Raw genomic sequence first — 23,141 nt, 5'->3', positions numbered from 1 at the left:
ATAAAATTTAAGCACACAACAGCAAACCATTAAATATCAGTAGCTTAGAGTTAAAGATGGTTTTATTGCTGTTAAAATAGGTGATTCGTCTCACACGCTTTGTGAGATATATCTCACAAAGCGCAAGGCAAAAAAGGTAAAAGCAAAGTTAATATTTAATACCATTTCCATTAATTATGTGACCAATCAGAGTCGCTCAGACTGTTCAGTTTGAGGCGCATTGTTGAAATAATGGTTATTCCCTTCTAAGGCAATGCAACAAAGAAATGGACTGTCTGAGCGTCTCCTGCAAGGCGGGTTTCTGTGCCTTCTATGCTGCTTAATAGTATTTTGACGTACGACTGCATGGATGCAGGAGGTAGAGCAACGCAGGAGCAGTTGCCGAGAGCAACTATGCCTACAATCCTATTACTTGCCTAGAAGGCACAGAATTCCCGCTGAATGACCAGATAATTAGTGGAATTGGTATAACATTTAACACACAATCAACAGAGCGATACTTGGCCTAGCTTGATTTTAATTGCCAATGCCAATTGACAATGCCGTCAATAAATTTGACACGCCCATTATCACACCATTCTTATGGAACGTCGTAAAAACAAAAAGGCGCAACCTTAAGTTATAAGGTTGCGCCCGTTAACACTTTTGTCAGCAATCCGGCTGAAGTTTGCTCCCTGCATCGTCCTTGCAAACATGCTTCCTGCATCCATTTCCATGTTCTCATTTCCGTGATGCTAAGTTAAAACAAAGCGTCTTATGAGTATCATTCCATTGAACAGTCTATCCATCGACTGAGCATTCAATCCATTGAGTCATCCTTGCTGCGTCCTGCGGTCCTATCCATTTATCCTTGTGTCGCTTGCGCTCCACCCATCCTTGATTCGGTTATCCATTTACCGAGCTTATGCCGAGTTCCGTGGGCGTGTCCTGTGCATCATCCTTGAAATTCTGTACTAACTATCTACTTTAGCAATTGATCGACTTTAGCAATTAGTTTCAGCTCTCAAGCAAACTCAATTTATTTCTCATCCTAAGAAAACCGGTTAATCATTTGCTTTCAATGAGTACATTCTATCTAAAAAGTGCTACGTGAAAAGTCACTGAAAACGACTGAAACAAATATTTCACATATCAAAAAACAACCAATAAATAGTAAGCCTTTGTTATAAATAAAGTTAAGCCTCAATCCAATGATCATCACTGACAAATTGAGATAAGATGGCTTACAGCTTTGTAGGATAAAGCTCACACAACAATAAGACAGTTAGCGCTAAAGCACTATTTTTTACCAAGCACTTTTCGCCATAGTCGCTTCAACATTTGTCCATACATTACCCAATCACCCCACAAACTATAAAGTGGATAAGTAAACGTGGCAGGCCGATTTTTCTCAAATATAAAATGTCCTAACCAGGCGAAACCATAACCCACCACAGGTAACAGGAGTAATTGCCACCATTGCTGATTAATGAACGTATTGACAATAATGACTAAAATAATCGTGCTGCCGACATAATGAAGTTTTCGACAAACGGGATCTTGATGTTGTGACAAATAAAACGGATAAAACTCAGCAAATGATGAAAAACGTTTGGCTTGCATTACCTTGTCCTTTTAAAAAGTAAAAATGGGTGCCTAACACTGAAGGTTATTTTTCGCATAAAACAAAACTTCACCATGTACACCGCCAATATTAATCTCAGCAATACTAATAAAACCTTGTGCCATAAAAGCTGAGTGGTGATGGCTATTATTCACAAATACCCCCATCCCTTCTAAATTTGGTTGCTCATCGCACCAACTTAGTACTGCTTGAATTAATTTTGTACCATAGCCTTTTTTTTGCTCCGCAGGGGACAAAGCAATAAACTGCAAAATTCCGCACTTATTTGAAGGCAGGTGCTCAAGAATACATGTTTCCTTTTCCATTAATTTTTGTGTTGATTTCCAGCCAGTGCCCAACACCATTTTTAAGCGCCAATGCCAATAGCGCGCCTCCCCTAATGGGACTTGCTGAGTGATCACACACGCCACCCCAATTAATCGTTCTTGATCAAATAAGCCAATAAGGGGTTGTTCTTGTTGCCACAAATCATTGAGTTCTTCTCGAATGGCAGCACGAAGTTTTTGTTCATACTGTTGGGTATCTTGCTGGCCTAATGCTTCAATAAAATAGGCATCATCATGATAAGCGTTATAAATAATTGAAGCAGCCACACGTAAGTCTTCTGCAGTTAAATACACTGCTCGCAGGGTGTCCAAGGTAGTGTTATCCATTATTGTTATTCCTTGTATTATGACCATCAACCTTAACTTACCAAGTTAACAAGATTGAAACAATCTACAAGTTCTGTTTACCTTACCTCTCTTTATCGAAGAGTTCTTTTGCAATTTTTGCGTTGAAGATTAATACTGGAACAATTGCAATGTGTCACATAGGGAGTAGTGAGAATGGATACCACAGAAAATGATTTAGGCCATTTATTTAAGCAACTCGGATTAGGTTACACACAACAAGAAATTGATAGCTTTGTCAGCCGCAATAAAGTGAACAAAGATACCCTATTAATTGATGCCGACTGCTGGAACCACAGCCAACGAGCTTTTTTAAAAGAGGCATTAAACGAAGACGCCCAATGGTCTGAAATTATCGACCAATTGGACGTAATGATGAGAGCTTAAGGTCAATATAAACTATGACTAACAGCGGTTTATATTTGAGCGACTGCGGTGTCACCCCAGCCAACTAAGACGTTGTTTTTAAAAACCACTGGGGTGCACTCATCTTTAGTGGTTTTGCCATCACCTTTTGCCCACTGAGTGCGATAAAATAACACTTTTATCGCTTGTGGATTGTCAGTTGACTCTGCTTTTGTATAGGCTTCACTAAAATCAGCTGTACCCATCAAGGTCACGACCTGTTCGCTCGTCATGCCCAGCGCTAAATTAGCTAACAAAGCGCGATTTTTATCTTGTTGTTCTTGCCAATACTCGTGGCTTTTAGCTGATTCATGATCGCCAACGCTGATAACACATCCGCTTAAACCTAAAGAGAGTACTGCCACTACACTTGCCGTGATAAGTTTTGATTTCATGTTGCATCCTTTTTGTTAAAATATAATCCGCATTGTGATGTGCTTAAAGCTAGAATCATGCCAAAACTTAAAGCATTGAAATTATTGTATTTTAATTTTAAGCTCAGGAGCAGTAGTGATTCTTACTACAAAAAATTAAGGAATTTAACCAACAATGAGTCCTATTGAACAAGTGTTAGCCGCAGCGAAGTCCATTGCTATCAATGGCCACACACCCAGTTTGGCCTTAATCAAAAATCGTTTAGGTAGCCGTTTTCCAATGCCGGTTTTAATCCAGGGACTACAGCAATTTAAAGCATTACCAAAATCTGAATGGCAAAATTTACCTGAACTTGCTGATATTCCAGCGCCAGCCACTCAAGGTAATGAACTCGACAGCCCTGTAGCGCAATTACAGCAGCAAGTCGACACCATGGCGCAACTAATTAACCAGCTAACATGCCGAATTACCGAGCTTGAACAACAGTTCAGCCAACATATCCCAACAACCCCAAATATTAAGGCTGAATAGCGTATGTTTGTGTTTGAACTTCGCTTTGAGTGTTTTGCCGACACCACAATCGATGCAGCCGAAAAAGCCATTAATGGATTACTTGAGGCACTACGCGCTAATGGACAAATTTTGGGGCGTGAGTTTGCCGTCGCGTTTAACGATGGTGAATTTAAAGTTCGACTACTCTTGCCCGAAAAAATCAGTTTATCTAATCGGTTCAATAGTCCTTGGGTTAAATCAGCACTTAAAGGATTAACTCAAGCGAAACTTCTCGCGCCAAGAGAGAAACTCATCGGTCAGGACATTAACTCAGAAGTCAGTAATATTGAGCCGCCTTCTTGGCAGTTACTCTACACCAGTTACGTTCACATGTGCTCGCCACTTCGCAGTGGTGATAACCTTTTGCCTATTCCACTTTATCGATTACCCGCCACCTTTAATGGCGATCATAAGCAGATAATAAAATGGCAATCTGAATGGCAAGCCTGTGATGAAATACAAATGGCAGCAGCCACTAAAGCAGAGTTTGCCGCATTGGATGAAATAACTCGCACCGATAGTGATTTATTTAGACGTGGTTGGGACTTACGCGGACGAGTTGAGTACTTAACGAAAGTGCCTACATACTACTATTTATATCGTGTAGGTGGAGAATCATTGCAAACAGAGCTCAATCGCCCTTGCCCGAGATGCGGCTCAAAAGATTGGAAACTAGATCAGCCACTATTAGACATGTTTCACTTTCGCTGCGAGCCATGCCGCATTGTGTCTAATATATCCTGGGATCACCAGTAAAGACCTAACGAGCTTAAGTGTTAATAAAAACTCATTGCATTGAAGTACCGGTCGTTGGTACTTCAATCGCTAAGAGGTTACTTTTTACGTAACAAATAATCCCACATGGTATTAATGCGTTGCCAAATACCAGGGTGTTCCACAATAGGTGTATGCTCTTCAACAGGCTTTTGCGGCGGTTTAATCATGGGCGAAATAATCTGTAAAAACTCAGATAACGACTCAGCTAATTTTGTACCTTGCTTTTCATCTGGAATTTCAATCCACACACTGCCATCGTCATTATTAACGGTAAGCATTTCATCGCCCTCACCTAGCACGCCAATAAACCAGGTTGCGGGTTGTTTTAGCTTTTGTTTCATAATCAAATGGCCAATCACATTTTGTTGCAAATTTTCAAAGTCATCTTGATTCCAAACTTGTAATAATTCACCATCACCAAACGAGGCTGTAAACTGTAATGGAGCTGAAAAATACTGACCATAAAATGCATGGATATCTGGGTGTAATTGAATATTTAATGCATGTTCCACATTGCTAAAATCTGCCAAGACTTCACGTTTCATCGGTTGCCAGAATACGGTATCGTCAACGCCTGAATTTAACGTCCCTTGAATACATATTGAATCTTCGCCCAAAGGATAATAGCGCGGAAACTCAGACAGAGTATCTTGATAAGATTTAAGATATTTTTTTATGAAGCAATCTAATGCAGATGAACAAGACACTTAAGCCACTCGTAGTTTATAATAAAACCATATTTTGACACGGAAACCGATTAGATGACACACAATCACGACCCTTATAGTGATGCTCAAGCACTTAAAGGCCTAACTTTAGGCCATGCTACGTCTTATAAAGCTGAGTATGACGCATCATTGCTGCAAGGGGTTCCACGTAAACTTAATCGAGATGCAATTCAATTAAGTGGTGATCTCCCATTCCATGGCACTGACATTTGGACAGGTTATGAATTATCTTGGTTAAACGCCAAAGGTAAGCCAGTTGTCGCATTGTTAGAAGTACAACTCGATATTAACAGCGCAAACCTTATTGAGTCTAAATCGTTTAAATTGTACTTAAATAGCTTCAACCAAACTAAGTTTGATAGCGTTGAAGATGTGCAAGACACATTAAGCCGCGATTTAACCGCTTGTGCAGAAGGTGAAGTGACAGTGAAGGTTATTGAGCCTAAACACTTTAACCTAGAGCGAATTGTTGACCTTCCCGGCACCTGCATTGACGATTTAGACATTGAAGTGACCGAATACGATTTTAATCCAGATCATTTAGTGGGCAGCACAGATCCTGACAAAAATGTCGCTGAAACATTAAACTCTAATTTATTAAAATCTAACTGCCTAATCACCTCGCAACCCGACTGGGGCAGTGTGATGATCCGTTATCAAGGGCCTAAGATTGATCGTGAAAAACTGCTGCGCTATTTAATTTCTTTCCGCCAGCATAATGAGTTTCACGAGCAATGCGTTGAGCGAATTTTTGTCGACTTAAAAAAATACTGCCAATGCACTAAATTAACAGTTTATGCTCGCTACACTCGCCGCGGCGGTTTAGACATTAACCCATACCGCAGTGACTTTGAAAACCCGCCAGAATCTAACCGTCTCGCCAGACAGTAATTAACCTCAGTTCAGGTTAATCAGTTTTTACGGTGACAAAGAATAAAAGGCCAATCAATAGATTGGTCTTTTTGCTACATCGTGACAACACAATTAGCTGTATTACGTTCTTGCAGAAAATAAATCATCGAGGGTTAATTGCATACAAGATAATGTATTGTATATGCTGTGAGCTTGCACAGCAGCTGAAGAAAAAACCAAGTTAGCCGAGCCCAACGTTATAGAAAAACGGTATTCATTATCCAACCGGCCCAATAGCGTTTGCCAATAATAATCAGATGCCATGGTGTCTTGGTTATCCGTAAAATTCAGCTGAATGGGTTTAAACATCTCAATTAGCCTAGTACTTTTGTTTGCTCGTTTTAACTTTGCATCACAGCATACCGCTTGACTAAAATCTACCGAAAATGACTTAAGTGATAAGGCCAGCCCCAAACCCCGCGCTTTAATATAAGACTCTTTAACCGCCCATAAATCAAAGAAACGTTGCCGTTGTAGCTCAATGGGTAGCTGCAATAACGTGTCGGTTTCGGCTTGAGTGAAATAATGATGTAAAATCGGCACAATATCGGTACTGCTGCGCTCACGCTCAATATCCACACCAAAAAACATGCCACTCGTCAGTGCAGGAGCGTCGCTAATACTATATTGACTGGCTTCAATAACACCAATCATTAACCATTTGCCACTGTGGCTTAAATTGAAATGTAATCCCGTTGACGCAAATAACTCATCGCTTAATGCAGGCTTACCTTTGGCACCATAAGTAAATTGCCATTGGGCGGGAGCCACATCGCTGTGACGTGACAATATGGCCCTTAAAGCCAGGCGAACCTGAAGCGCATTGTGTCGAGATGACTGGCTTTTATAACGCTCAACTTTAGCCACTTCATCAGGGCTTAACCAACCAAGGGCTAAGCCCATGTCAAAGTCTGCAGACGTTAACTCTGCATTGAGAGGAATAAAATAGACATGTAGATCATCAGCAGTATGCAAAGTATTTACAGCGTTATGAATAGACATTAAAACAACAAAACTCAATTAATCAATAACAAACAATAATAGTGTTAACCTACCTTAAACGCCTAAGATCAGCGAGTATTTTGTCTGTAAACCACTTATTTCCACCCAAACTGTTGCCGATTGATGTCATTTAATCAACAATCAGCGCTACCGTCTTACAGGAGACAATTGATTCATGGGTAAATTTAGTGCTGTTATTGTCATCATATTGTTTGCATTCAATTCGCATTTGGCATTCGCTGACTGGCATAAAAAGAGTTTTCATGTCATGGGTACCCTCGCCCACGTTGAATTTTGGCTAGACGATGATGCAGCTCAAGCAACGGCAGATGAACTCATTGTGGCCGTTGAACAAGAGATGCAGCGTATAGATCAAACCATGAGCCCTTATATTGCCACTAGCGCACTGAGCGTGATTAACCGGGATGCGGCAACTCGCCCTGTTATTGTTAGTCAGGAATTGTTTGATTTACTTATCGATGCCCAGGATATCGCCAAATTAACCCAAGGCATGTTTGACATAACCTATGCTTCAGTAGGTTATCAATATGACTACCGTAAACACCTAAAACCCGACCAAGCAGCAATCAATAAAGCGTTGCCAGCCATAAATTATCACGCCATCACATTAGATAAATCGAATATCTCGGTAAGCTTTACTCACCCTGATGTAAAAATTGATTTAGGTGGAATTGCCAAAGGCCATGCGGTTAAAAACTGTATCGCCATTCTTAAAAAAGCCGGCATTGAGCATGCACTTATTAGCGCTGGCGGCGACACCACACTGCTAGGTGATCGCATGGGCCGCCCGTGGTTTGTGGGTATAAAACACCCACGCGCAGAAGACAAAACCGCGGTGCAGTTACCACTTAGCAACGAATCGATATCCACATCAGGCGACTATGAACGTTACTTTATTGAAGATGGCGTGCGTTTTCATCACATTATTAATCCTAAAACCGGCGACTCCGCCCGCAATGTGGTGAGCGTATCAATTATTGGTAAAAACCCAACTTACGTAGACGCCCTCTCCACCGCCATTTTTGTGATGGGATTACAACAAGGTATGGCGTTAATCAATGAGTTACCTGAATACGAAGCCATTATTATCGATAACCAACAAACCTTGCATGTATCGACGGGATTACAGCAAGATTGATGCTATAGCTCTGAGCAAACTTTGCGAGAAAACTTTGCCATATATTACTTTTAACCAGCTGGAGTAGGTGGTCATGTATTACTCCCCGATAACCAGCCAGCAACGCAGAGATTAAGTCTCGAGCATACAAGGATGTGCTTGCAGCGTGTCACTGAAGAGTTTGATCTCGAGGTGATTCAACCGCATCCATAAACTAATATTTAGCAACACATCAATCCGATACAATGCCAGCAACGAAGAAATAGAGCCTCGGGTGCAAGCGCGGCTGTGACCGTCCATGACATGGACGTCATGGCCGAGCTTACAAGGATGTACTTGCAGCGTGTCACAGAAGTGTTTGAACTTGAGGTGATTCTGCCGCATCCATGAGCCGATATTGCTCTTAACATCTGTGCCGCTACACAGCCAGCAACGAAGAAATAGAGCCTCGGGTGCAAGCGCGGCTGTGAGCGTCCATGGCATGGACGTCATGGCCGAGCTTACAAGGATGTACTTGCAGCGTGTCACAGAAGCGTTTGAACTTGAGGTGATTCTGCCGAATCCATGCGAGCACAATATTAACGATTCCTTTTGATTATCATGCAAAAAAGCAAACTACACTATCGGTTGAAACGCAGTTAACGAATCGAGCATAGTGGCATTACCTAATCCTTGCCCTGGTGCAACAGAGGTAAATTGGCCTTGTTCACAGAAAACCATGCCACCCATTATTATGTGGCTGAACATCACCCGACACGCTCATGAACAAAATATTGTGTTCACACGCCTTAGCAATGCGTCGACTGCTAATTAACCCATGCGCATACCCGAGTAAGATAATTTTGAGCATCACTGCCGGTGAATACGCTGCCGCCCCCGTTTTATCATTGTGATACCAGGCATCAAACCCCGATAAATCGAGTTTGTTTTCGATAATATAACAAAGGGCATACTCGAATGTGCCAGGCAAAATTTGCTCTGAAAAATTGATGGGAATGAATTTACTTTGGCAGGATAAGTCAGGCTTGTAGTTGGCCATAACAATTTACTGTAGGTGAATAATATCTATTAGATCACAGACATCGATACGCCACAAGCTCAAAAAAAAACCAATTAACTTTATTTGTTAAAAAACGTTGAAAACGTCTTTCTGGAGAAATTCTACAGCCTCAACGCCTCACTAAGTGGCTAAAAATTGTTGGCTAAAATAGTGAGCGCAGCGAACCTAGCCAACTGTTTTTAGTCCTTTTGAGTGACTTGTTATACACCGCTTTCGCAATACTTTGAGATAAAAGATTCAATCATTGCGTCAAATGATTTAAACGCTGGATTGTGTGGGTGAGTTCGACCTTTGAACACATTTTTATCGCTTTTATATACTGATAGTGATTCTTTAAACTTAATGCATCCATTTACATAATCATTATCTGTACCGTAGGCATTACCCATAGAGAACAAAGCCTTTGAAACACCCCAATAATCTCCGTCTGCTTCAAATGCTTCTGCGGCTAATTCAAAGTGCTTAATTGATTTTGATGCTGTAGGATCATATTCATTGTGTTTCACATAAAAGTCTTTGTTTTCACGGTAACTTTTATTTTTATAAAACAAACCTAGAAAGGTATGAGCTTCAGCCATACCATAAATATTATTTGATTTTTCTAGATCAGCGAGCGCCTCTAATCCAAGTTTTTCGGCAGCTAACCCTCTACCCTGAGTTCCCATTAGTTGATATGCGTAATTAAGTTTCGTCATAGGATCACTTGTATATGGAACACCTGCCGCAGCACAGCCGAGTAAAAATAAAGTGATTAGTGAAATAATGGTTAGCTTCATACCAAACTTTCCTTAGGTGTATAACAGCTTATTGAACAGCCAAATAAATTTATAGTCGGCCGTTTAAGTTATTGATTAATATCATCCTACATTTGCTATCTTATTGAAGTAAAGCAATTAATTATGTCTAACAGACAAAACCAAGCTTGCGCGTAAAGTAGAATTCACTTTCACTTGACGAAAAATTAAAGATCACAATATCAGACAATTACGATTTCTTTATTTTTAAAACGATACAACTAAAGACCGATTTTCAATCATTTTTTAGCGTAAATCGATGAGAGACCATTATACCTGTACATAAAATTAGTACATGCCACATAAAAGTATTCATGCTGATTTTTTCACATCTTACCAATACAATGCAAGCAACGAAGAAATCGAATCTCGAGTGCAAGCGCGGCTGTGTCCGTAAGCTAGAATGACCATGATATTGCTGTTGCTTGTGGGATCACAAGTAAAGGCCCTTGGCGTAGCTCTAAAACACCAGGAATACAGCAAGCGCTGAGTAATGAGTATCTGAAGAAAGCAGGATTATATTCACTAAGAGATGGATGGATCGCAGTTCATTACCCTAACCAGAAAACTAGTTAGGTGTTCTAAATGAACCGCCCTGTGCGGAGCCGCATGCAGGGTGGTGTGGGGGCTGGAGGTTAGATACCTCCGGCTACCCGATTAGGCATGTTGACCATACGGAACCTTAAAGTGGATATGTAGCATAAGAATAATTGCCGGTAAGGTAAGAAAAATACCGAATATATGAGATGTAAGCAGAGCACAAGTCCCAACAGCGGCTCCTGCAATCCTTATTTTTTTTCCCACATATCCAAAGCGAACCCACCTATAGCTAATAATAAAATAGAATCCCCAAGCTGTTGGCCATAATATAGCTCGAATAATTGAAACATATAGCCTCTCAGTGCACCAGCTATTACCTAAGCAAGAACTCCCAAATTTTCCTATAAGCATTGCAATTTGATTAATAGGAACCTCAAGAGAGGTGCTAATTGTCAAACCTGAAAGCAAGCTGCAAATAATGAATATTGAAAGTCTAGTTTTCATCGAATGCCTAACGCCTCAAACAGAGGCTTAAAATTGTTTGCTAAAATGTTGAGGCACGAAACAGCAAACTGTTTTAAGTCCTTTGCTTTGCCTTGTTAGCTATCAAAGTCAAATGACTTCGTAATCATAGGTTGAAAACGCCAACCCCACATACAAGTATCATTAGCTCTGAAAGTCACCGAACCAGTTAACTTTTGATTATCACTGTCTTTCAATACCACAACATAATTCACTAAACCGTATGGCTCAGTTTCATCTAATTGAACATTTGCATCAATAATTTCCGGATTATTGAATTTACTTAGATCAGTGAACTTAGTTAGCTGTTCATAAACAGCTTCCACAGTTGACAAAGGAGTTCTTTCTGCAATATCAGAGCATAGAAGCTCATGCGCTTTTTTAAAGTCTTTCTGTATTAAGTATAAATCAACAAACTCATGTGCCTTCGCCTTTGTATTCTCTATTGAGGACTCAAAAAAGGCTTTTGCATCAAACTCTTCGGCTATTGACTGTATACTAAATAAAAAAGTTAATAACAATATGGCTGATAATTTCACAACTCTATCCTTGATAGCTAACGCCTCAAGAAGAGGCGCGCATTAGCGCGTCCTTCTTGCTTGACTTGTGTACGCCCAGCATGGGCATGAACTAATGAGGTGAAAGTCCTCTGTAGGAAGATCACCGTTACTCTTTCTAAAAGAGAATAACATACTGTTATTAAACGTTAACTACTAGCGAATGGCAAGGGCTTAATCGCAAGGTTTGGTCTGGAGGAAGCCGCTAGCAAATTTGCGAGCTGATGAACAAGAACATCATATGAGGCGTAGGCTAGAGGTGAGTTGGCAGGGTCTGCCCCGTGAAGCAAGGGTACAAGACGACGAAACCACGTGATCTAATGGCCACCGTAAATGATGCAGCAGTGCAAAGAAAGTTCATGTTCTTATCTGGGGAGATCTGCTTAACACGCGATCGGTCATTAACCAGTAAGGCTCTGGTTTATAAGTGCCTTGGCTTTTCAGCATCATCGACTGAAAAGAGCGAACTAGATGGAAACCGATAGCGCATGACGGGGTAACTTGGCATGTGATTAAGCAGAAGTCAGCAGACGGCATAGTAGCCCAACGCCCAGCGTAATGGTTGGGACATGGTGAAGGCCTGAACATTTAGAAGAAGGAGGAGTCTTGTCAAACTTGTCGATACCCACTACGTCGCCAGACGATTACTATCGGCAGCGTATTGATATGCAACCGGCCTTCAACCGCGATCTATTTCAACAACTGCTTGAACCTGAAAATCTACACCGAGCTTGGCGTCAAGTTAAAGCCAATAAAGGTGCGGCGGGCATTGATGGCATGACCATCGAAGCCTTCCCGCTCTGGATGCAACAAGGCGGCTGGCAACAGTGTAAATCTCAATTGGAACGAGGTGAATACCAACCCTCAGCGGTCAGGCGCGTGGAGATCGACAAACCCGATGGCGGTAAACGCAAATTGGGGATCCCGAACGTTATTGACCGTGTGATACAGCAAGCCATTGCTCAAATACTCACGCCACTGTTTGACCCATTCTTCTCGACTAACAGCTTTGGCTTTAGGCCGAACAGAAATGCCAAACAAGCGGTACTGCAAGTAAGGGATACCATCAAACAGAAACGCAAATTTGCCGTCGATGTTGATCTGTCTAAGTTCTTTGACCGAGTTAATCATGATCTCTTGATGACTCAACTTAGGAGCAAGGTGCAGGATAAGCGTCTGTTGGCGCTTATTGGTAAATACCTTCGAGCTGGTGTGATGGTCAACGACCAATTTGAAGCAAGCTTTGAAGGTGTGCCTCAAGGCGGCCCACTCTCACCATTACTCTCTAACATTATGTTGGATAGTCTAGATAAAGAGCTGGAAAGCCGAGGGCATAAATTCGCACGCTATGCGGACGACTTTATCATTTTGGTAAAGTCTATTCGAGCGGGAGAACGAGTACTCAAGAGCATCACTCAATACCTTGCTACTAAGCTAAAACTGGTTGTTAATGAACAGAAAAGCCAGGTGGTTAAGGTAAGTCAAAGCAAGTTCCTAGGCTTCACATTTAATCGCGGGAAAATCCAGTGGCATGCTAAAACATTGCACATTTTCAAACAAAAGATGAGGCGACTAACGAACCGAAATTGGGGCGTGAGTATGAGTTATCAGCTGTTTAAAGTGCGGCAGTACATGCAAGGCTGGATCAATTACTTTGGCATCGCTAACGCTTATCAAGGGTGTGTCGATTTAGATCACTGGATCCGACGTCGTGTGCGTATGTGCTACTGGCGTCAGTGGCGAAAACCACGGACTAAGGTACAAAACTTATTAAAACGTGGCGTCAGGATCCAAGCTGCTGTTGCTTGTGGTACCACTAGTAAAGGCCCTTGGCGTAGCTCGAAGACACCAGGAATACAGCAAGCACTGAGTAATGAGTATCTGAAGAAAGCAGGATTATATTCACTAAGAGATGGATGGATCGCAGTTCATTATCCTAACCAGAAAGCTAGTTAGGTGTTCTAAATGAACCGCCCTGTGCGGAGCCGCATGCAGGGTGGTGTGGGGGCTGGAGGTTAGATACCTCCGGCTACCCGATTATACGAAAATTATCAACAATTTTACAAATCTCTTCGGGAGCAACATCTGTTAAACGCTGATGTATTTCGGGAGTACTTCCCATTAATGGACCAACCATAAATACCTCAAAGTCATTTACGCCAATGTTATCTATTCGGTCTTTGATGACGTAGCCTTTTGGAACGTATTTTGTAGTACTGAAATCAACCGTACTTATTAAATGCCCATTCTCAATTTTATATCTGTTTGCGTAGTAAGTGATGTCTACTTTGCCTTTTGAGTCAAACTCATAAGACAATACACATTTACGTCCATTCTCAGTGAAACCAATTTGGCTAAACCAGTAAGGGTAACGGCCGTCAAATTTTAGCTCCCAAGTTCCTACTAGCTGAGAAGTACTATACTCGACATTTTTTGGTTGTGATGCACAAGAACTTAAAAACGTTGCGATTATTAATATTAACGCTGATTTCAATTGAATCTCCTTTTCGTATAACGAGCCTGTAGAATTACTCGTTGTTAAATTTATTTTGATTAATGAATAAACAATATCTGAGTTTATATTTTGATTCAATTATTTAGTGGTGTTTAGATTATTATTTAGCATGCAGTTTTGTTGATTTTTTTAGTGTGCTTTAGGGGGGATTGAGGCCGGTTTGTAGCGTTTTTTGAGGTAAAAAGGGCTTCCCCTTCTTAGTGCATCGTGTGTTGCAACTTTTCTATGTTATGAACAAGGCAGTACAGTTGCCACTGGGCATTCACTTTGGCTTGGCCACGTAAGGTCAATTTATTCATCCCTTTGTTGACCGTAATATTGCCAAATACCGGTTCGATACAGCCCAGTCGTTTGCTATATTGCCGCCGCCCCATTGGGCTGTCTATTTTCACTTTCATCTTGTCGGTGTAACTCAGTTTTTTCCGTGAGGCATCATTTTTAAACTGCACTTGCCGACCCGTTTTTATCGGCGGTTTTCGCATGCATTGCTGTTGCAACGGACAAGTTTTACAATCTTTTAAATAACCACAGAATCGAGTGTATTCTTGGTGATAACTTTTGACATTGATGCCGCTTCGCCACATCTCATTGCCTGCCGGACATCGGCAAGTTTGCGTTGCTTCGTCATAATGAAAATCATCTGAAGTAAACAATCGAGGCTTGCCATTACGTCGTTTTAATCTGCGTTTTTCTTCCTCGGTTTCGTAAGTTTCACTTTCTTGAAACAACGGGTTTCGTTTTCTAAATTGATTGTCTGCGATGTAGGTATCAAAGCCACTTTGTGCCATAAATGCCAGATTAGCCTCACTGTTAAAGCCACTGTCTGCGGTAAATTTTATGGTGTGCTCGCTTGAGGGGTTAACAGGATTGAGCTTATCGAGTTGTTGTTTTAATTGCGTGACTGCTGGCTGGAGTGTTTGCTGCTCACCGACCGAACCCCACGTTTGTGCTTGTAAGATAATTTGATGTTTATCATCGTTTATCGCAATACCATTGTAGCCTTGAATGGTGCCCTTCGATGTGGTCATCTTTGCACTGTCAGGGTCGATGATATTGCTTTTCACAGGCTTACCTTGGCTGCCTATTTTTTCTTGGTGTGATGCGAGGAATGCCGTGATTTTATCCGCACTTTTATCTAACTTTCTTTTTTGGTTTAAGTCTTGTGTGACGAGTTCTTCACTCAACCCATCTTGCGCTTGATGACGCTCAATAATGCGTTTACTTGCCCGTTCTAGTTTTGCTTTTTTACGGCCAAGTTCATCAAATGTACCACTCCATTCTTTGCTCGCATTTGACTTTAACTTACAACCATCGATGGCAAACATATTGCGGCCAATGAGCCCTTCTTCATCACAAATCAGCAGCACTTGAGTAAATAAGGGTTCTATTTGTTCATGCATTTTAGCCACAAAACTGGCTATGGATGTGTAATGTGGCTGAACGTCACCCGCCACGCTCATGAACAAAATATTGTTTTCACACGCCTTAGCAATGCGTCGACTGCTAATTAACCCATGCGCATACCCGAGTAAAATAATTTTGAGCATCACTGCTGGTGAATACGCTGCCGCCCCCGTTTTATCATTGTGATACCAAGCATCAAACCCCGATAAATCGAGTTTATTTTCGATAATATAACAAAGGGCATACTCGAATGTGCCAGGCAAAATTTGCTCTGAAAAATTGATGGGAATGAATTTACTTTGGCAGGATAAGTCAGGCTTGTAGTTGGCCATAACAATTTACTGTAGGTGAATAATATCTATTAGATCACAGGCATCGACACACCGCAAGCTCAAAAAACAACCAATTTGTTTTTTAGTAAATAGACGTTAAAAACGTCTATTTTGGAGAAATTCTACAGCCTCAACGCCCGCCTAAGCGGCAATTTAACAATGGGCTAAAATTATTGAGCGCAGCGACAATAGCCCATTGTTAATTGTCCGAGCGAGTTTACGAGCAAATTCAGGCGCTTGTTATATTTTGTTTAATGATTCGCATAACTCAAAATAACTTCTATCTTCAGTTATTGAAAGCGAACCGTCAGCATACACCTTAATTAATTTACTATTTGGGACATACTCAGCTCTACCATTACAATCAAACTTATTTGGAGCTCCGTAATAGATATTAAACTCAAAATATTTAGGACTGCCATCTTCATTCAAAGCAGAATCTTTTATAATAAATTCAATATCTTTTACTTGTACTGACGTCTCTTTTTTTAACGCCTCAATATTTGGAGTTATCCAACCATGGTTAGCTGTAGAAATTCTTAGCTCTTTAAGCGTTCTGGATGAATCAGTTGTTGGGTAGAACTCTAATTTTGTCGCCCCGAATGGATACGGTATATTCACCTCATAGGTGATTTTACTCGGTGGCAAAAACTTAAAATTCAATTGAACACTTGCATTAAGTGCTCCTGAAAAAATAATTAAAAATGCAATTAAAACTCGATTTATCATAAAAATATAACAGCTTATTGAAGGGCAAATGAAAATTAAAGTCGCCCTTTAACTTATTGATTATTAACATCCTACATTTGCTATCTTATTGAAGCAAAGCAATTAATTGTGCCTAACAGACAAAAACAAACCGAGCTTGCGCGTAAAGTAGAATTTTGGCTCAGTACACTAAAAATTAAATCCAATAAAATCAGATGATTACGGTTTTTCTATTTTTAATACGATACAACTAAAGAACGATTTTAAATCGTTTTTTAGTTGTAAATCGATGAAATCCCATTATAACTGTACATAAAAACAGTGCGTATCATATAAAAGTGTCCCAGTTGATTTTATCTTTCACTCTTTTGGCTTTTTCACATGCGCAGCATGTGGCTGTTGGGGTTAAGGGTTTCCTCCTTGCCCGAGTTTATCTCTCATTGAAATGCACCTTGGTACAGAAATGATCAAACTTTAAGATAAACGCACAGATAGCCGAGCTTACAAGGATGTACAAGCTGCGTGTCACAGAAGAGTTTGAACTCGAGGTGATTCAACCGCATCCATAAACTAATATTTAGCGACACATCTGTGCCAATACACAGCAAGCAACGAAAAAATAGAGCCTCGGGTGCAAGCGCAGCTGTGACCGTCCATGACATGGACGTCATGGCCGAGCTTACAAGGATGTACTTGCAGCGTGTCACAGAAGTGTTTGATCACGAGGTGATTCAGCCACATCAATGAGCCAAAATTTAGCGACGCATCTGTGCCAATACAATGCCAGCAACGAAGAAATCGAATCTCGGGTGCAAGCGCGGCTGTGACCGTCCATGACATGGACGTCATGGCCGAGCTTACAGGGATGTACTTGCAGCGTGTCACAGAAGAGTTTGCACTTGAGGTAACTCTGCCGCATCCATGAACTAATATTTAGCTACACATCAATCCGATACACCACCAGCAACGCACAGATAGCCGAGCTTACAAGGATGTACTTGCAGCGTGTCACTGAAGTGTTTGCATTTGAGGTGACTCAGCCGCATCCATGCTAGATCAATATCAACAATCCCTTTGTCTTTTGATTTTCTTACAAATAGCCAAACTACACTATCGGTTGAAACGCAGTTAACGAATCGAGCATAGTGGCATTACCTAATCCTTGCCCTGGTGCAACAGAGGTAAATTGGCCTTGTTCACCGTGTAGTGCCATGTAATTAAGCAGTACCGTTTCCACTAACAAATTCACGTTATTAGCAGACGGTGCCGACGCGGTATCAACAGAGGCATCAGATCGCATAAAACCAATCTGTTGTTTTTGGGCCATTTGATCGGCAGTCCCGCCCATTAACTGCGGCTTACCTGAAGGGCTATACACCAAAAAGAATGAGGCTCCCGTTGACGAATTATCGCCTGTCCATTCACCTTTACCGCGCCCTTCCATCGAGTCATCAATACGGCCATTACTTGAAACTGAGCCATCACTGAATACATATAACATTAACGGCATATTACGACGTGAAGCATACTCTAAACATGCACCCATACAGCGCCCAGCACGTAAATCACGTAACTCACCTGTTGCACGCTCGCCAGTGTGATAATCAAACCCGCCCATGGTCACGGTACCAGCGCCAGAGAAGCCATTCACCACTAGTTTCATGATGGACGCGGTTTTTTGAAACTCTGATTCTGAATCAAACTCATTAATACCAAAAATACCACCAGGGCCAACAATATCAGGGTCTAATAACGGATTTAAGGTTGAAGGATCACCAAAGCGATCTGCTAAATCAGCACTTTTCACATAGCCACAATTAACCAGATCTTTAATCACATCATCACGTGTGACCTGGGTATTCACCGCCGCCATTTTTTGCGCGCTAATACGTTGAATGCTTTCCATTACCGCCACAGCGTCACGTTGCGACAATAAACTGAATAAGTCCCCCACATCCACCAAACCTGTCACGTCTGACGGACGGTCAATTTTAGTTGGCCGCTTACTTAAATCGATAAAGCTTGTGGGCGCCATTGAATTACCGCCCGAATCTGAATTGCGCGAGCCCACCAACGGCATTAACGAACCATTCGCGCCCGCCGCTGCAATGGCATACATAGGGTTATGTGGGTTATTGCCCGTGTCGTTGTCTGAACGATTAGGGATCACGGCACCATTTATGCGCGATGCCGTATCAGGAGACACTTTTTCTAAAATACCACGTAAAAACGCCGAGTCAGAATGAAATGCTAAGCCTAAGTCAGTATTAATAAAATCAGACATACCTGCATTTGGATTAGCGATAGAGGGCGCCATATCACCGGGTAAGCCTAGCTTGTTATAACCCGCTGTAGATAGAAAATCTTGCTGACCGCCAGCACCGCCAACTAATACGTTAGAACCTGCAATATTGGCACCGCCCGCTAAATCAAAACTAATAAACGGAATTTTGCCTGCCCCCTGCACGCTAATACCACAGGAGCCCCTTAATGCCTCAAGATCTGGCGATAAAGCGGCATGAGCATTGTTAGGGCTAGCAAACATGCTAAACAAAGATAAGCCCGCCACAGCGGCACCGCCTTTGTATAAGCCCGTTGAAATAAACTCACGACGAGTCATCGGTTTACGGTGATCAGCAAACAACAATGGACTGTCTGGGTGAAAATGCTTTGGTCTAGTCATTGTTGTTTCCTTGTTGTATCGGTTTTACACTCACATCGGCTGCGAATATCAATGGCGGTAACATTAGTTGCACACTGGGTAATAAGTATGTCATCAGCAGCTCCTATTGCACTAGCATCACGGCACTAGCAAGTACCGCTGCACATGTCGATTTGGCAATCGTTCTTGTGCGCTCAGCATCGCAGGCACCACTGCACACAGACAAACCAGAAACTAAGCTGTCTAGCTCGGCATAAATAGCACTTTGATTAGGCTGATTGCTCAATGATAACGGCATTAATTGATTAATTAATGGGTTCAGTAAATTGCCCCTCTGAGTAGTGCTCAATGCCTCACTAGGCACAGCGGTAAAATCAACATCAGGGAACCAATTTCCTCGAATAGTATTATCTTCAATTGCCGAGTCGCAGTAAGCAATCGCTAATTGGGTAATACCCATCTGCTGCGCTGAAATAAAGGTTTCAATGTTTTCAATACTGGGCAGTTGACGTTTAACCAGCTCATAGGTGTCAAACACTTTAGTCGATTGTTGAGACACTCCAGTTAATGCACTCATGCTGTGATTAATCTCAGCAAAATTACGCACACCAATTTGCGCCGACTCAGTGCTCGCAGGCACCTCTGAGGGAGTAACAAATACGCTAGGTAATACCACATTGGTATGCTCGCCTAATTGCTCAAATGTTAAGAAAAACTCGTCCTGATTAACCCCTTTTTCGAGCGCGATAATGGTGCCAAGTGCCGAGATTGAAAATGGCTCAGCAATGTCTTGCCCTGCCGAAAGTGACAAATCCAAATTAACATAAGACTGACCTTGCGCACTTTCTTTACCGTTAATCCCGATGCGTAATCCTTTTACGTCAAACCCGGTGCTCACAGGCGTGCCATCAATGTTGACAATGGCGGCATTGCTAAACAAATAACTGTAATTATCAAACTGACTCACTTCAAACATCACGTAAGTATTAGGCAGGTCAACTAAATGGCTTATCGAGAACAGTAAAAAGAACTTTTCGCCTACACCAACCTCATAATTTTGCTGTACTTGTTCAGATGTTAATACACGATTGTATATGGCTAATAAACGAATATCGCCTTGCCACACATGTTGATTAGACGCTTCGCGGCCTAAAATTAGCGCAAAGCTGTCATCCCAGTTGGCTAATGGCGCAATATCTTCATCCACTACATCAATTAGCTGACCGTTCACATAAATACGGCGACCATCAGTAGCGTTATAAGTCATCACCACATGTTGCAAAGTGGCTTGCAATACTTCATCGGCATCAGGGGTGCTTAATGCAGGCTCTCCATTACTGTTTGATGCGTCAGTTTGCAGCATAAAATCATAATTATAGAGTGTTTGCCCAAGGGTAAAGTTACGTGCGTCGTCACCCGCGGAGTAGGTCACAATACGGGCTGGTCCTTCTTGAGTGACATTATTAGGCGTTACCCAGGCTTCGACCGAAAACTCCCCTGTCGCGGTAATTAAATCATGTAATTTTTTGCTGTTTGCGGTACTCGCTTGGGCTTTACCATTAGTAAACGACAGCCCCCAACTACCTAGCCAGTCTACATCGCCGCTGAGGGTTAAATTAGCAGCAGGAGAGATGCCCGATGTATCATATGCAATGGTGCCCTCACCCGTTTTAAATTGATAAAGTGCAATCACGTCGGTTTCAAAACGCCCACCGCTTGATGCAGTAATACCGTCGGTTAAACGCAACGATTTAGATACCACCATATCAGGCGAGACTTCATCAAGCTCAATGCCATCACTCAAAGCCATAATGGCATCGCGCATTTCAATACTGTCGTCGGCACATTGACTCCAACAATTATGAAACTCAGATCCTAAACGCACAACAAGCCTTGATAAGGCTGGCTCATCTAAGTTAATGACGCTTTTTGCCGCTTCATAAGCCACATCAATGTCATTACTGGCAAAAAACGGTGACTGTGCAGCTGGCACACCTTCGTTATGGCAGGAGACACAATATTGATTCAGCAGTGGGTAAACATGCTGACTAAACAAACTACTGTCATCTGGAAAGTTTTTGCTCGCACCGGGGTCGCGAATAACCGGTGCGGTTAACTCAATGGTATTAGCCGTACTGACACGCTCGTCGGCCCACAATTTTATCCATTGAGTCATGGTTTCGCCGCAAGCAGAGTCACTGGCAAGCCAGCAATTATGTCCACCTGCAACCTTAGTAACCAAACGCGACACTTTAGGGTCGGTTAAATCAACTAAAGGGTTTGTTGCTGCATAAGCATCGTTAACATCATTACGGCTAGCAAAATAAGGCGCCTGACTACCTTCAGTGTGGCAGGCTCCGCATTTATCTTGCGTTGAAATATTGTCCCAAAGCGAAGATTTGTATTTTTGAATATCGGCCGTTGCCGCTGCAGGCCCGGTATACACATCCGATGTAGGAGTTTGCTCAGTTGGCGGATTTTCTTCAACATCCCCCCCACCACAGGCACTTAAGCCCAAAAACAATGAGACAAAAACAAGGCGTTTAAACAGTAAATGCTTCATGTTTATTCTCCCATGCAGTAGTTGCCAACTTCGGCAAATACTCGCTTAAGTTGATAAGCATTCTGCTTAAATGAGGCTGTAGTTGCGCTAATTTGTGCAATATCGGCTTGGCTTTCTGCGTCACGCAAACATACTGACTTAAATACCTTTTTAACCTGACATTGAGCAAAAGCATGGCTATTCGCCAACTCTTGACCTAGCGACTTAGCACCACTGCCCTGGCCGGGTAAACCACTGTCCCAGCCTAATTTTTGGTTAGGCCCTTCACGCCAGTAGTTTTGCCAATCATCGTTAGGCGTCACAAACCCATAAGGAAAACTGGTTGAGTTGATATGATATTTACCCTGAACGCGAGTGCCGGTATTAGGGTCAGTTTGACCACTGGTATTGTAGGCAATAGCCCCATTCTCCCCTGTAGGGTCTTGCTCGAGGTTAAACTCATATTGATAGTAAGCAAACGCCTGGGCTAAAGGATCCATACCACTGTGACAACTTGAACAGTTATTAATAAACAAACGGCTATCGCCACCAGGGCTACGGCTCACATCTTGGCGAATACGATCTGTTGGACGAGTATTGTCTTTTAGTGGTTCTAAATCGGTGCACAAATGGTTCATTAAGGTAAATCGAAACATCGCTCGGTTTGTCCCCAAATAAAAGAACTCTTTGGCGGCCGCTCTGCTGGTTAACACACCGGCAGTGGCTGATGAAGGCAACCCATTTAAACTCGATTGAGTTGTGCGCTGAAGCCCATCTTTTAAATCAATAAATTGATCTTCCAAGGCCTGATAGTGATCGTTGTTATTACGATTATAAGCAGGTAAATTTAAACTGTTATTGCCCACATACACCATGTCAGCTTGCAAGATTTCTCTAAAATCAACATCGTCTCGCACAGCCCCAATCACAGTGGCCGAATAGTCATTTAATGGCGCAAAAATATCTTGGTCAATGTTAGTCCAAGGTGTGGCAAATAACTTAAGTGTAGTGGAGTAAAATGCAGGGGTTTCCATGGCAAGATAGGCAGCTTCAATAGGTTTTCCATCATCCAATAACGCAGCCATACTCAGCAACGTAGCCTCAGAGGCAGCAACACCGGCAATACGGTCGTGTAATTGTTTTGCTTGCTCTAAACTGCCGGCACATGCATTCACCGACAATAAGCTTAACGCCCCAAGCGTCAATAAATTAATAACATGCTTAACTGACATGATTGTTCCCAAATAAGATAATAAGCTGAGGCTTTTTATCGTACGAAGCCGCTCCTTCATACTCTCTCCTTGTCACACTTAACTGCCTT

The 23,141-nt window shown here is 42.0% G+C and carries 20 protein-coding genes and 2 pseudogenes; 7 read left to right on the top strand and 15 right to left on the bottom strand.

Annotation, left to right across the window (positions count from 1 at the left end; all coding sequences use genetic code 11):
* Positions 1-1,278: 1,278 nt before the first annotated feature.
* Together K8B83_RS09525 and K8B83_RS09520 are read right to left on the bottom strand one after the other, a co-directional pair.
* Positions 1,279-1,602, bottom strand: a complete 324-nt coding sequence (locus K8B83_RS09525) for a DUF962 domain-containing protein (protein WP_188739578.1) — start codon at positions 1,600-1,602, stop codon at positions 1,279-1,281.
* A gap of 33 nt (positions 1,603-1,635) precedes the next feature.
* Entirely contained in the window at positions 1,636-2,277 is a 642-nt protein-coding gene (locus K8B83_RS09520) for a GNAT family N-acetyltransferase (protein ID WP_188739579.1), read from the bottom strand.
* A 174-nt stretch (positions 2,278-2,451) separates the two neighbouring features.
* On the opposite strand from K8B83_RS09520, the gene K8B83_RS09515 reads away from it, so the two are divergent.
* On the top strand, positions 2,452-2,682 hold the full coding sequence (locus K8B83_RS09515) for a DUF2789 domain-containing protein (protein WP_188739580.1): 231 nt from the start codon (positions 2,452-2,454) through the stop codon (positions 2,680-2,682).
* Between the two features lie 29 nt (positions 2,683-2,711).
* Here K8B83_RS09515 and K8B83_RS09510 read toward each other — a convergent pair whose 3' ends face one another.
* Complete coding sequence (locus K8B83_RS09510) at positions 2,712-3,095, bottom strand: DUF3192 domain-containing protein (RefSeq protein ID WP_188739581.1); 384 nt, start codon at positions 3,093-3,095, stop codon at positions 2,712-2,714.
* A 154-nt stretch (positions 3,096-3,249) separates the two neighbouring features.
* Between K8B83_RS09510 and K8B83_RS09505 the strand changes: the two genes are divergently transcribed.
* Both K8B83_RS09505 and K8B83_RS09500 read left to right on the top strand, forming a co-directional pair.
* Complete coding sequence (locus tag K8B83_RS09505) at positions 3,250-3,606, top strand: hypothetical protein (RefSeq protein ID WP_188739582.1); 357 nt, start codon at positions 3,250-3,252, stop codon at positions 3,604-3,606.
* Between the two features lie 3 nt (positions 3,607-3,609).
* A complete protein-coding gene (locus K8B83_RS09500) occupies positions 3,610-4,383 on the top strand; it encodes a Zn-ribbon-containing protein (RefSeq protein ID WP_188739583.1) in 774 nt (257 codons plus the stop codon).
* A gap of 77 nt (positions 4,384-4,460) precedes the next feature.
* Here K8B83_RS09500 and syd read toward each other — a convergent pair whose 3' ends face one another.
* Entirely contained in the window at positions 4,461-5,111 is a 651-nt protein-coding gene (gene syd, locus K8B83_RS09495; protein WP_223419770.1) for a SecY-interacting protein, read from the bottom strand.
* A gap of 54 nt (positions 5,112-5,165) precedes the next feature.
* Between syd and queF the strand changes: the two genes are divergently transcribed.
* Positions 5,166-6,023 (top strand): NADPH-dependent 7-cyano-7-deazaguanine reductase QueF, encoded by an 858-nt coding sequence (gene queF / locus K8B83_RS09490; protein ID WP_188739585.1) that lies wholly within the window; start codon positions 5,166-5,168, stop codon positions 6,021-6,023.
* A 102-nt stretch (positions 6,024-6,125) separates the two neighbouring features.
* Here the strand turns inward: queF and K8B83_RS21695 are convergent, their stop codons facing one another.
* Entirely contained in the window at positions 6,126-7,046 is a 921-nt protein-coding gene (locus K8B83_RS21695) for a 4'-phosphopantetheinyl transferase family protein (RefSeq protein WP_283104422.1), read from the bottom strand.
* A gap of 175 nt (positions 7,047-7,221) precedes the next feature.
* Here K8B83_RS21695 and K8B83_RS09480 point away from each other — a divergent pair, with 175 nt between their 5' ends.
* Complete coding sequence (locus tag K8B83_RS09480; RefSeq protein WP_188739586.1) at positions 7,222-8,205, top strand: FAD:protein FMN transferase; 984 nt, start codon at positions 7,222-7,224, stop codon at positions 8,203-8,205.
* 688 nt (positions 8,206-8,893) lie between these two features.
* Here K8B83_RS09480 and K8B83_RS09475 read toward each other — a convergent pair.
* Both K8B83_RS09475 and K8B83_RS09470 read right to left on the bottom strand, forming a co-directional pair.
* Positions 8,894-9,223 (bottom strand): annotated as a pseudogene (locus K8B83_RS09475) (transposase); the annotation flags it as partial.
* Between the two features lie 221 nt (positions 9,224-9,444).
* Positions 9,445-10,020 (bottom strand): hypothetical protein, encoded by a 576-nt coding sequence (locus tag K8B83_RS09470; RefSeq protein WP_188739588.1) that lies wholly within the window; start codon positions 10,018-10,020, stop codon positions 9,445-9,447.
* A 435-nt stretch (positions 10,021-10,455) separates the two neighbouring features.
* Here K8B83_RS09470 and K8B83_RS09465 point away from each other — a divergent pair.
* Positions 10,456-10,614, top strand: a pseudogene (locus K8B83_RS09465) (group II intron reverse transcriptase/maturase); the annotation flags it as partial.
* 81 nt (positions 10,615-10,695) lie between these two features.
* Here the strand turns inward: K8B83_RS09465 and K8B83_RS09460 are convergent.
* Together K8B83_RS09460 and K8B83_RS09455 are read right to left on the bottom strand one after the other, a co-directional pair.
* Complete coding sequence (locus K8B83_RS09460) at positions 10,696-11,082, bottom strand: hypothetical protein (protein WP_188739589.1); 387 nt, start codon at positions 11,080-11,082, stop codon at positions 10,696-10,698.
* A gap of 95 nt (positions 11,083-11,177) precedes the next feature.
* Positions 11,178-11,639 carry a hypothetical protein gene (locus K8B83_RS09455; RefSeq protein ID WP_223418770.1) on the bottom strand — a complete coding sequence of 154 codons (462 nt, stop codon included), beginning with the start codon at positions 11,637-11,639 and terminating at the stop codon, positions 11,178-11,180.
* 624 nt (positions 11,640-12,263) lie between these two features.
* On the opposite strand from K8B83_RS09455, the gene ltrA reads away from it, so the two are divergent.
* Positions 12,264-13,613: a group II intron reverse transcriptase/maturase gene (gene ltrA / locus K8B83_RS09450; protein ID WP_188739590.1), complete on the top strand. Its 1,350-nt coding sequence runs from the start codon at positions 12,264-12,266 to the stop codon at positions 13,611-13,613.
* A 73-nt stretch (positions 13,614-13,686) separates the two neighbouring features.
* Here ltrA and K8B83_RS09445 read toward each other — a convergent pair whose 3' ends face one another.
* The 6 genes from K8B83_RS09445 to K8B83_RS09420 form a co-directional block, all read right to left on the bottom strand.
* Positions 13,687-14,151, bottom strand: a complete 465-nt coding sequence (locus K8B83_RS09445) for a hypothetical protein (protein ID WP_223419768.1) — start codon at positions 14,149-14,151, stop codon at positions 13,687-13,689.
* A 218-nt stretch (positions 14,152-14,369) separates the two neighbouring features.
* Positions 14,370-15,908, bottom strand: coding sequence for a transposase (locus K8B83_RS09440; RefSeq protein ID WP_188737102.1), 1,539 nt, complete (start codon positions 15,906-15,908; stop codon positions 14,370-14,372).
* A 240-nt stretch (positions 15,909-16,148) separates the two neighbouring features.
* A complete protein-coding gene (locus K8B83_RS09435) occupies positions 16,149-16,637 on the bottom strand; it encodes a hypothetical protein (protein WP_223419766.1) in 489 nt (162 codons plus the stop codon).
* Between the two features lie 1,084 nt (positions 16,638-17,721).
* Positions 17,722-19,299 (bottom strand): general secretion pathway protein GspF, encoded by a 1,578-nt coding sequence (locus K8B83_RS09430; protein ID WP_188737108.1) that lies wholly within the window; start codon positions 19,297-19,299, stop codon positions 17,722-17,724.
* A gap of 103 nt (positions 19,300-19,402) precedes the next feature.
* Positions 19,403-21,841 (bottom strand): LamG domain-containing protein, encoded by a 2,439-nt coding sequence (locus K8B83_RS09425; protein WP_223419764.1) that lies wholly within the window; start codon positions 21,839-21,841, stop codon positions 19,403-19,405.
* A 2-nt stretch (positions 21,842-21,843) separates the two neighbouring features.
* Positions 21,844-23,052, bottom strand: a complete 1,209-nt coding sequence (locus K8B83_RS09420; protein ID WP_223419762.1) for a hypothetical protein — start codon at positions 23,050-23,052, stop codon at positions 21,844-21,846.
* Between the last annotated feature and the right edge of the window lie 89 nt (positions 23,053-23,141).

Source organism: Shewanella inventionis, from assembly GCF_019931735.1.
Lineage (GTDB): Bacteria > Pseudomonadota > Gammaproteobacteria > Enterobacterales > Shewanellaceae > Shewanella > Shewanella inventionis.
Note: the sequence above shows the minus strand (reverse complement) of the source record. Positions and strands in the feature narration are given on the sequence as shown.

What these genes read in the sequence shown, in the direction of transcription:
- K8B83_RS09425 (WP_223419764.1), bottom strand. Translation starts at nt 21,841, where the DNA reads ATGAAGCATTTACTGTTTAAACGCCTTGTTTTTGTCTCATTGTTTTTG.
- K8B83_RS09515 (WP_188739580.1), top strand. Translation starts at nt 2,452, where the DNA reads ATGGATACCACAGAAAATGATTTAGGCCATTTATTTAAGCAACTCGGA.
- K8B83_RS09440 (WP_188737102.1), bottom strand. Translation starts at nt 15,908, where the DNA reads ATGGCCAACTACAAGCCTGACTTATCCTGCCAAAGTAAATTCATTCCC.
- K8B83_RS09500 (WP_188739583.1), top strand. Translation starts at nt 3,610, where the DNA reads ATGTTTGTGTTTGAACTTCGCTTTGAGTGTTTTGCCGACACCACAATC.
- K8B83_RS09510 (WP_188739581.1), bottom strand. Translation starts at nt 3,095, where the DNA reads ATGAAATCAAAACTTATCACGGCAAGTGTAGTGGCAGTACTCTCTTTA.
- K8B83_RS09525 (WP_188739578.1), bottom strand. Translation starts at nt 1,602, where the DNA reads ATGCAAGCCAAACGTTTTTCATCATTTGCTGAGTTTTATCCGTTTTAT.
- K8B83_RS09505 (WP_188739582.1), top strand. Translation starts at nt 3,250, where the DNA reads ATGAGTCCTATTGAACAAGTGTTAGCCGCAGCGAAGTCCATTGCTATC.
- K8B83_RS09420 (WP_223419762.1), bottom strand. Translation starts at nt 23,052, where the DNA reads ATGTCAGTTAAGCATGTTATTAATTTATTGACGCTTGGGGCGTTAAGC.
- K8B83_RS21695 (WP_283104422.1), bottom strand. Translation starts at nt 7,046, where the DNA reads ATGTCTATTCATAACGCTGTAAATACTTTGCATACTGCTGATGATCTA.
- K8B83_RS09520 (WP_188739579.1), bottom strand. Translation starts at nt 2,277, where the DNA reads ATGGATAACACTACCTTGGACACCCTGCGAGCAGTGTATTTAACTGCA.
- K8B83_RS09435 (WP_223419766.1), bottom strand. Translation starts at nt 16,637, where the DNA reads ATGATAAATCGAGTTTTAATTGCATTTTTAATTATTTTTTCAGGAGCA.
- K8B83_RS09460 (WP_188739589.1), bottom strand. Translation starts at nt 11,082, where the DNA reads ATGAAAACTAGACTTTCAATATTCATTATTTGCAGCTTGCTTTCAGGT.
- K8B83_RS09470 (WP_188739588.1), bottom strand. Translation starts at nt 10,020, where the DNA reads ATGAAGCTAACCATTATTTCACTAATCACTTTATTTTTACTCGGCTGT.
- queF (WP_188739585.1), top strand. Translation starts at nt 5,166, where the DNA reads ATGACACACAATCACGACCCTTATAGTGATGCTCAAGCACTTAAAGGC.
- K8B83_RS09480 (WP_188739586.1), top strand. Translation starts at nt 7,222, where the DNA reads ATGGGTAAATTTAGTGCTGTTATTGTCATCATATTGTTTGCATTCAAT.
- K8B83_RS09430 (WP_188737108.1), bottom strand. Translation starts at nt 19,299, where the DNA reads ATGACTAGACCAAAGCATTTTCACCCAGACAGTCCATTGTTGTTTGCT.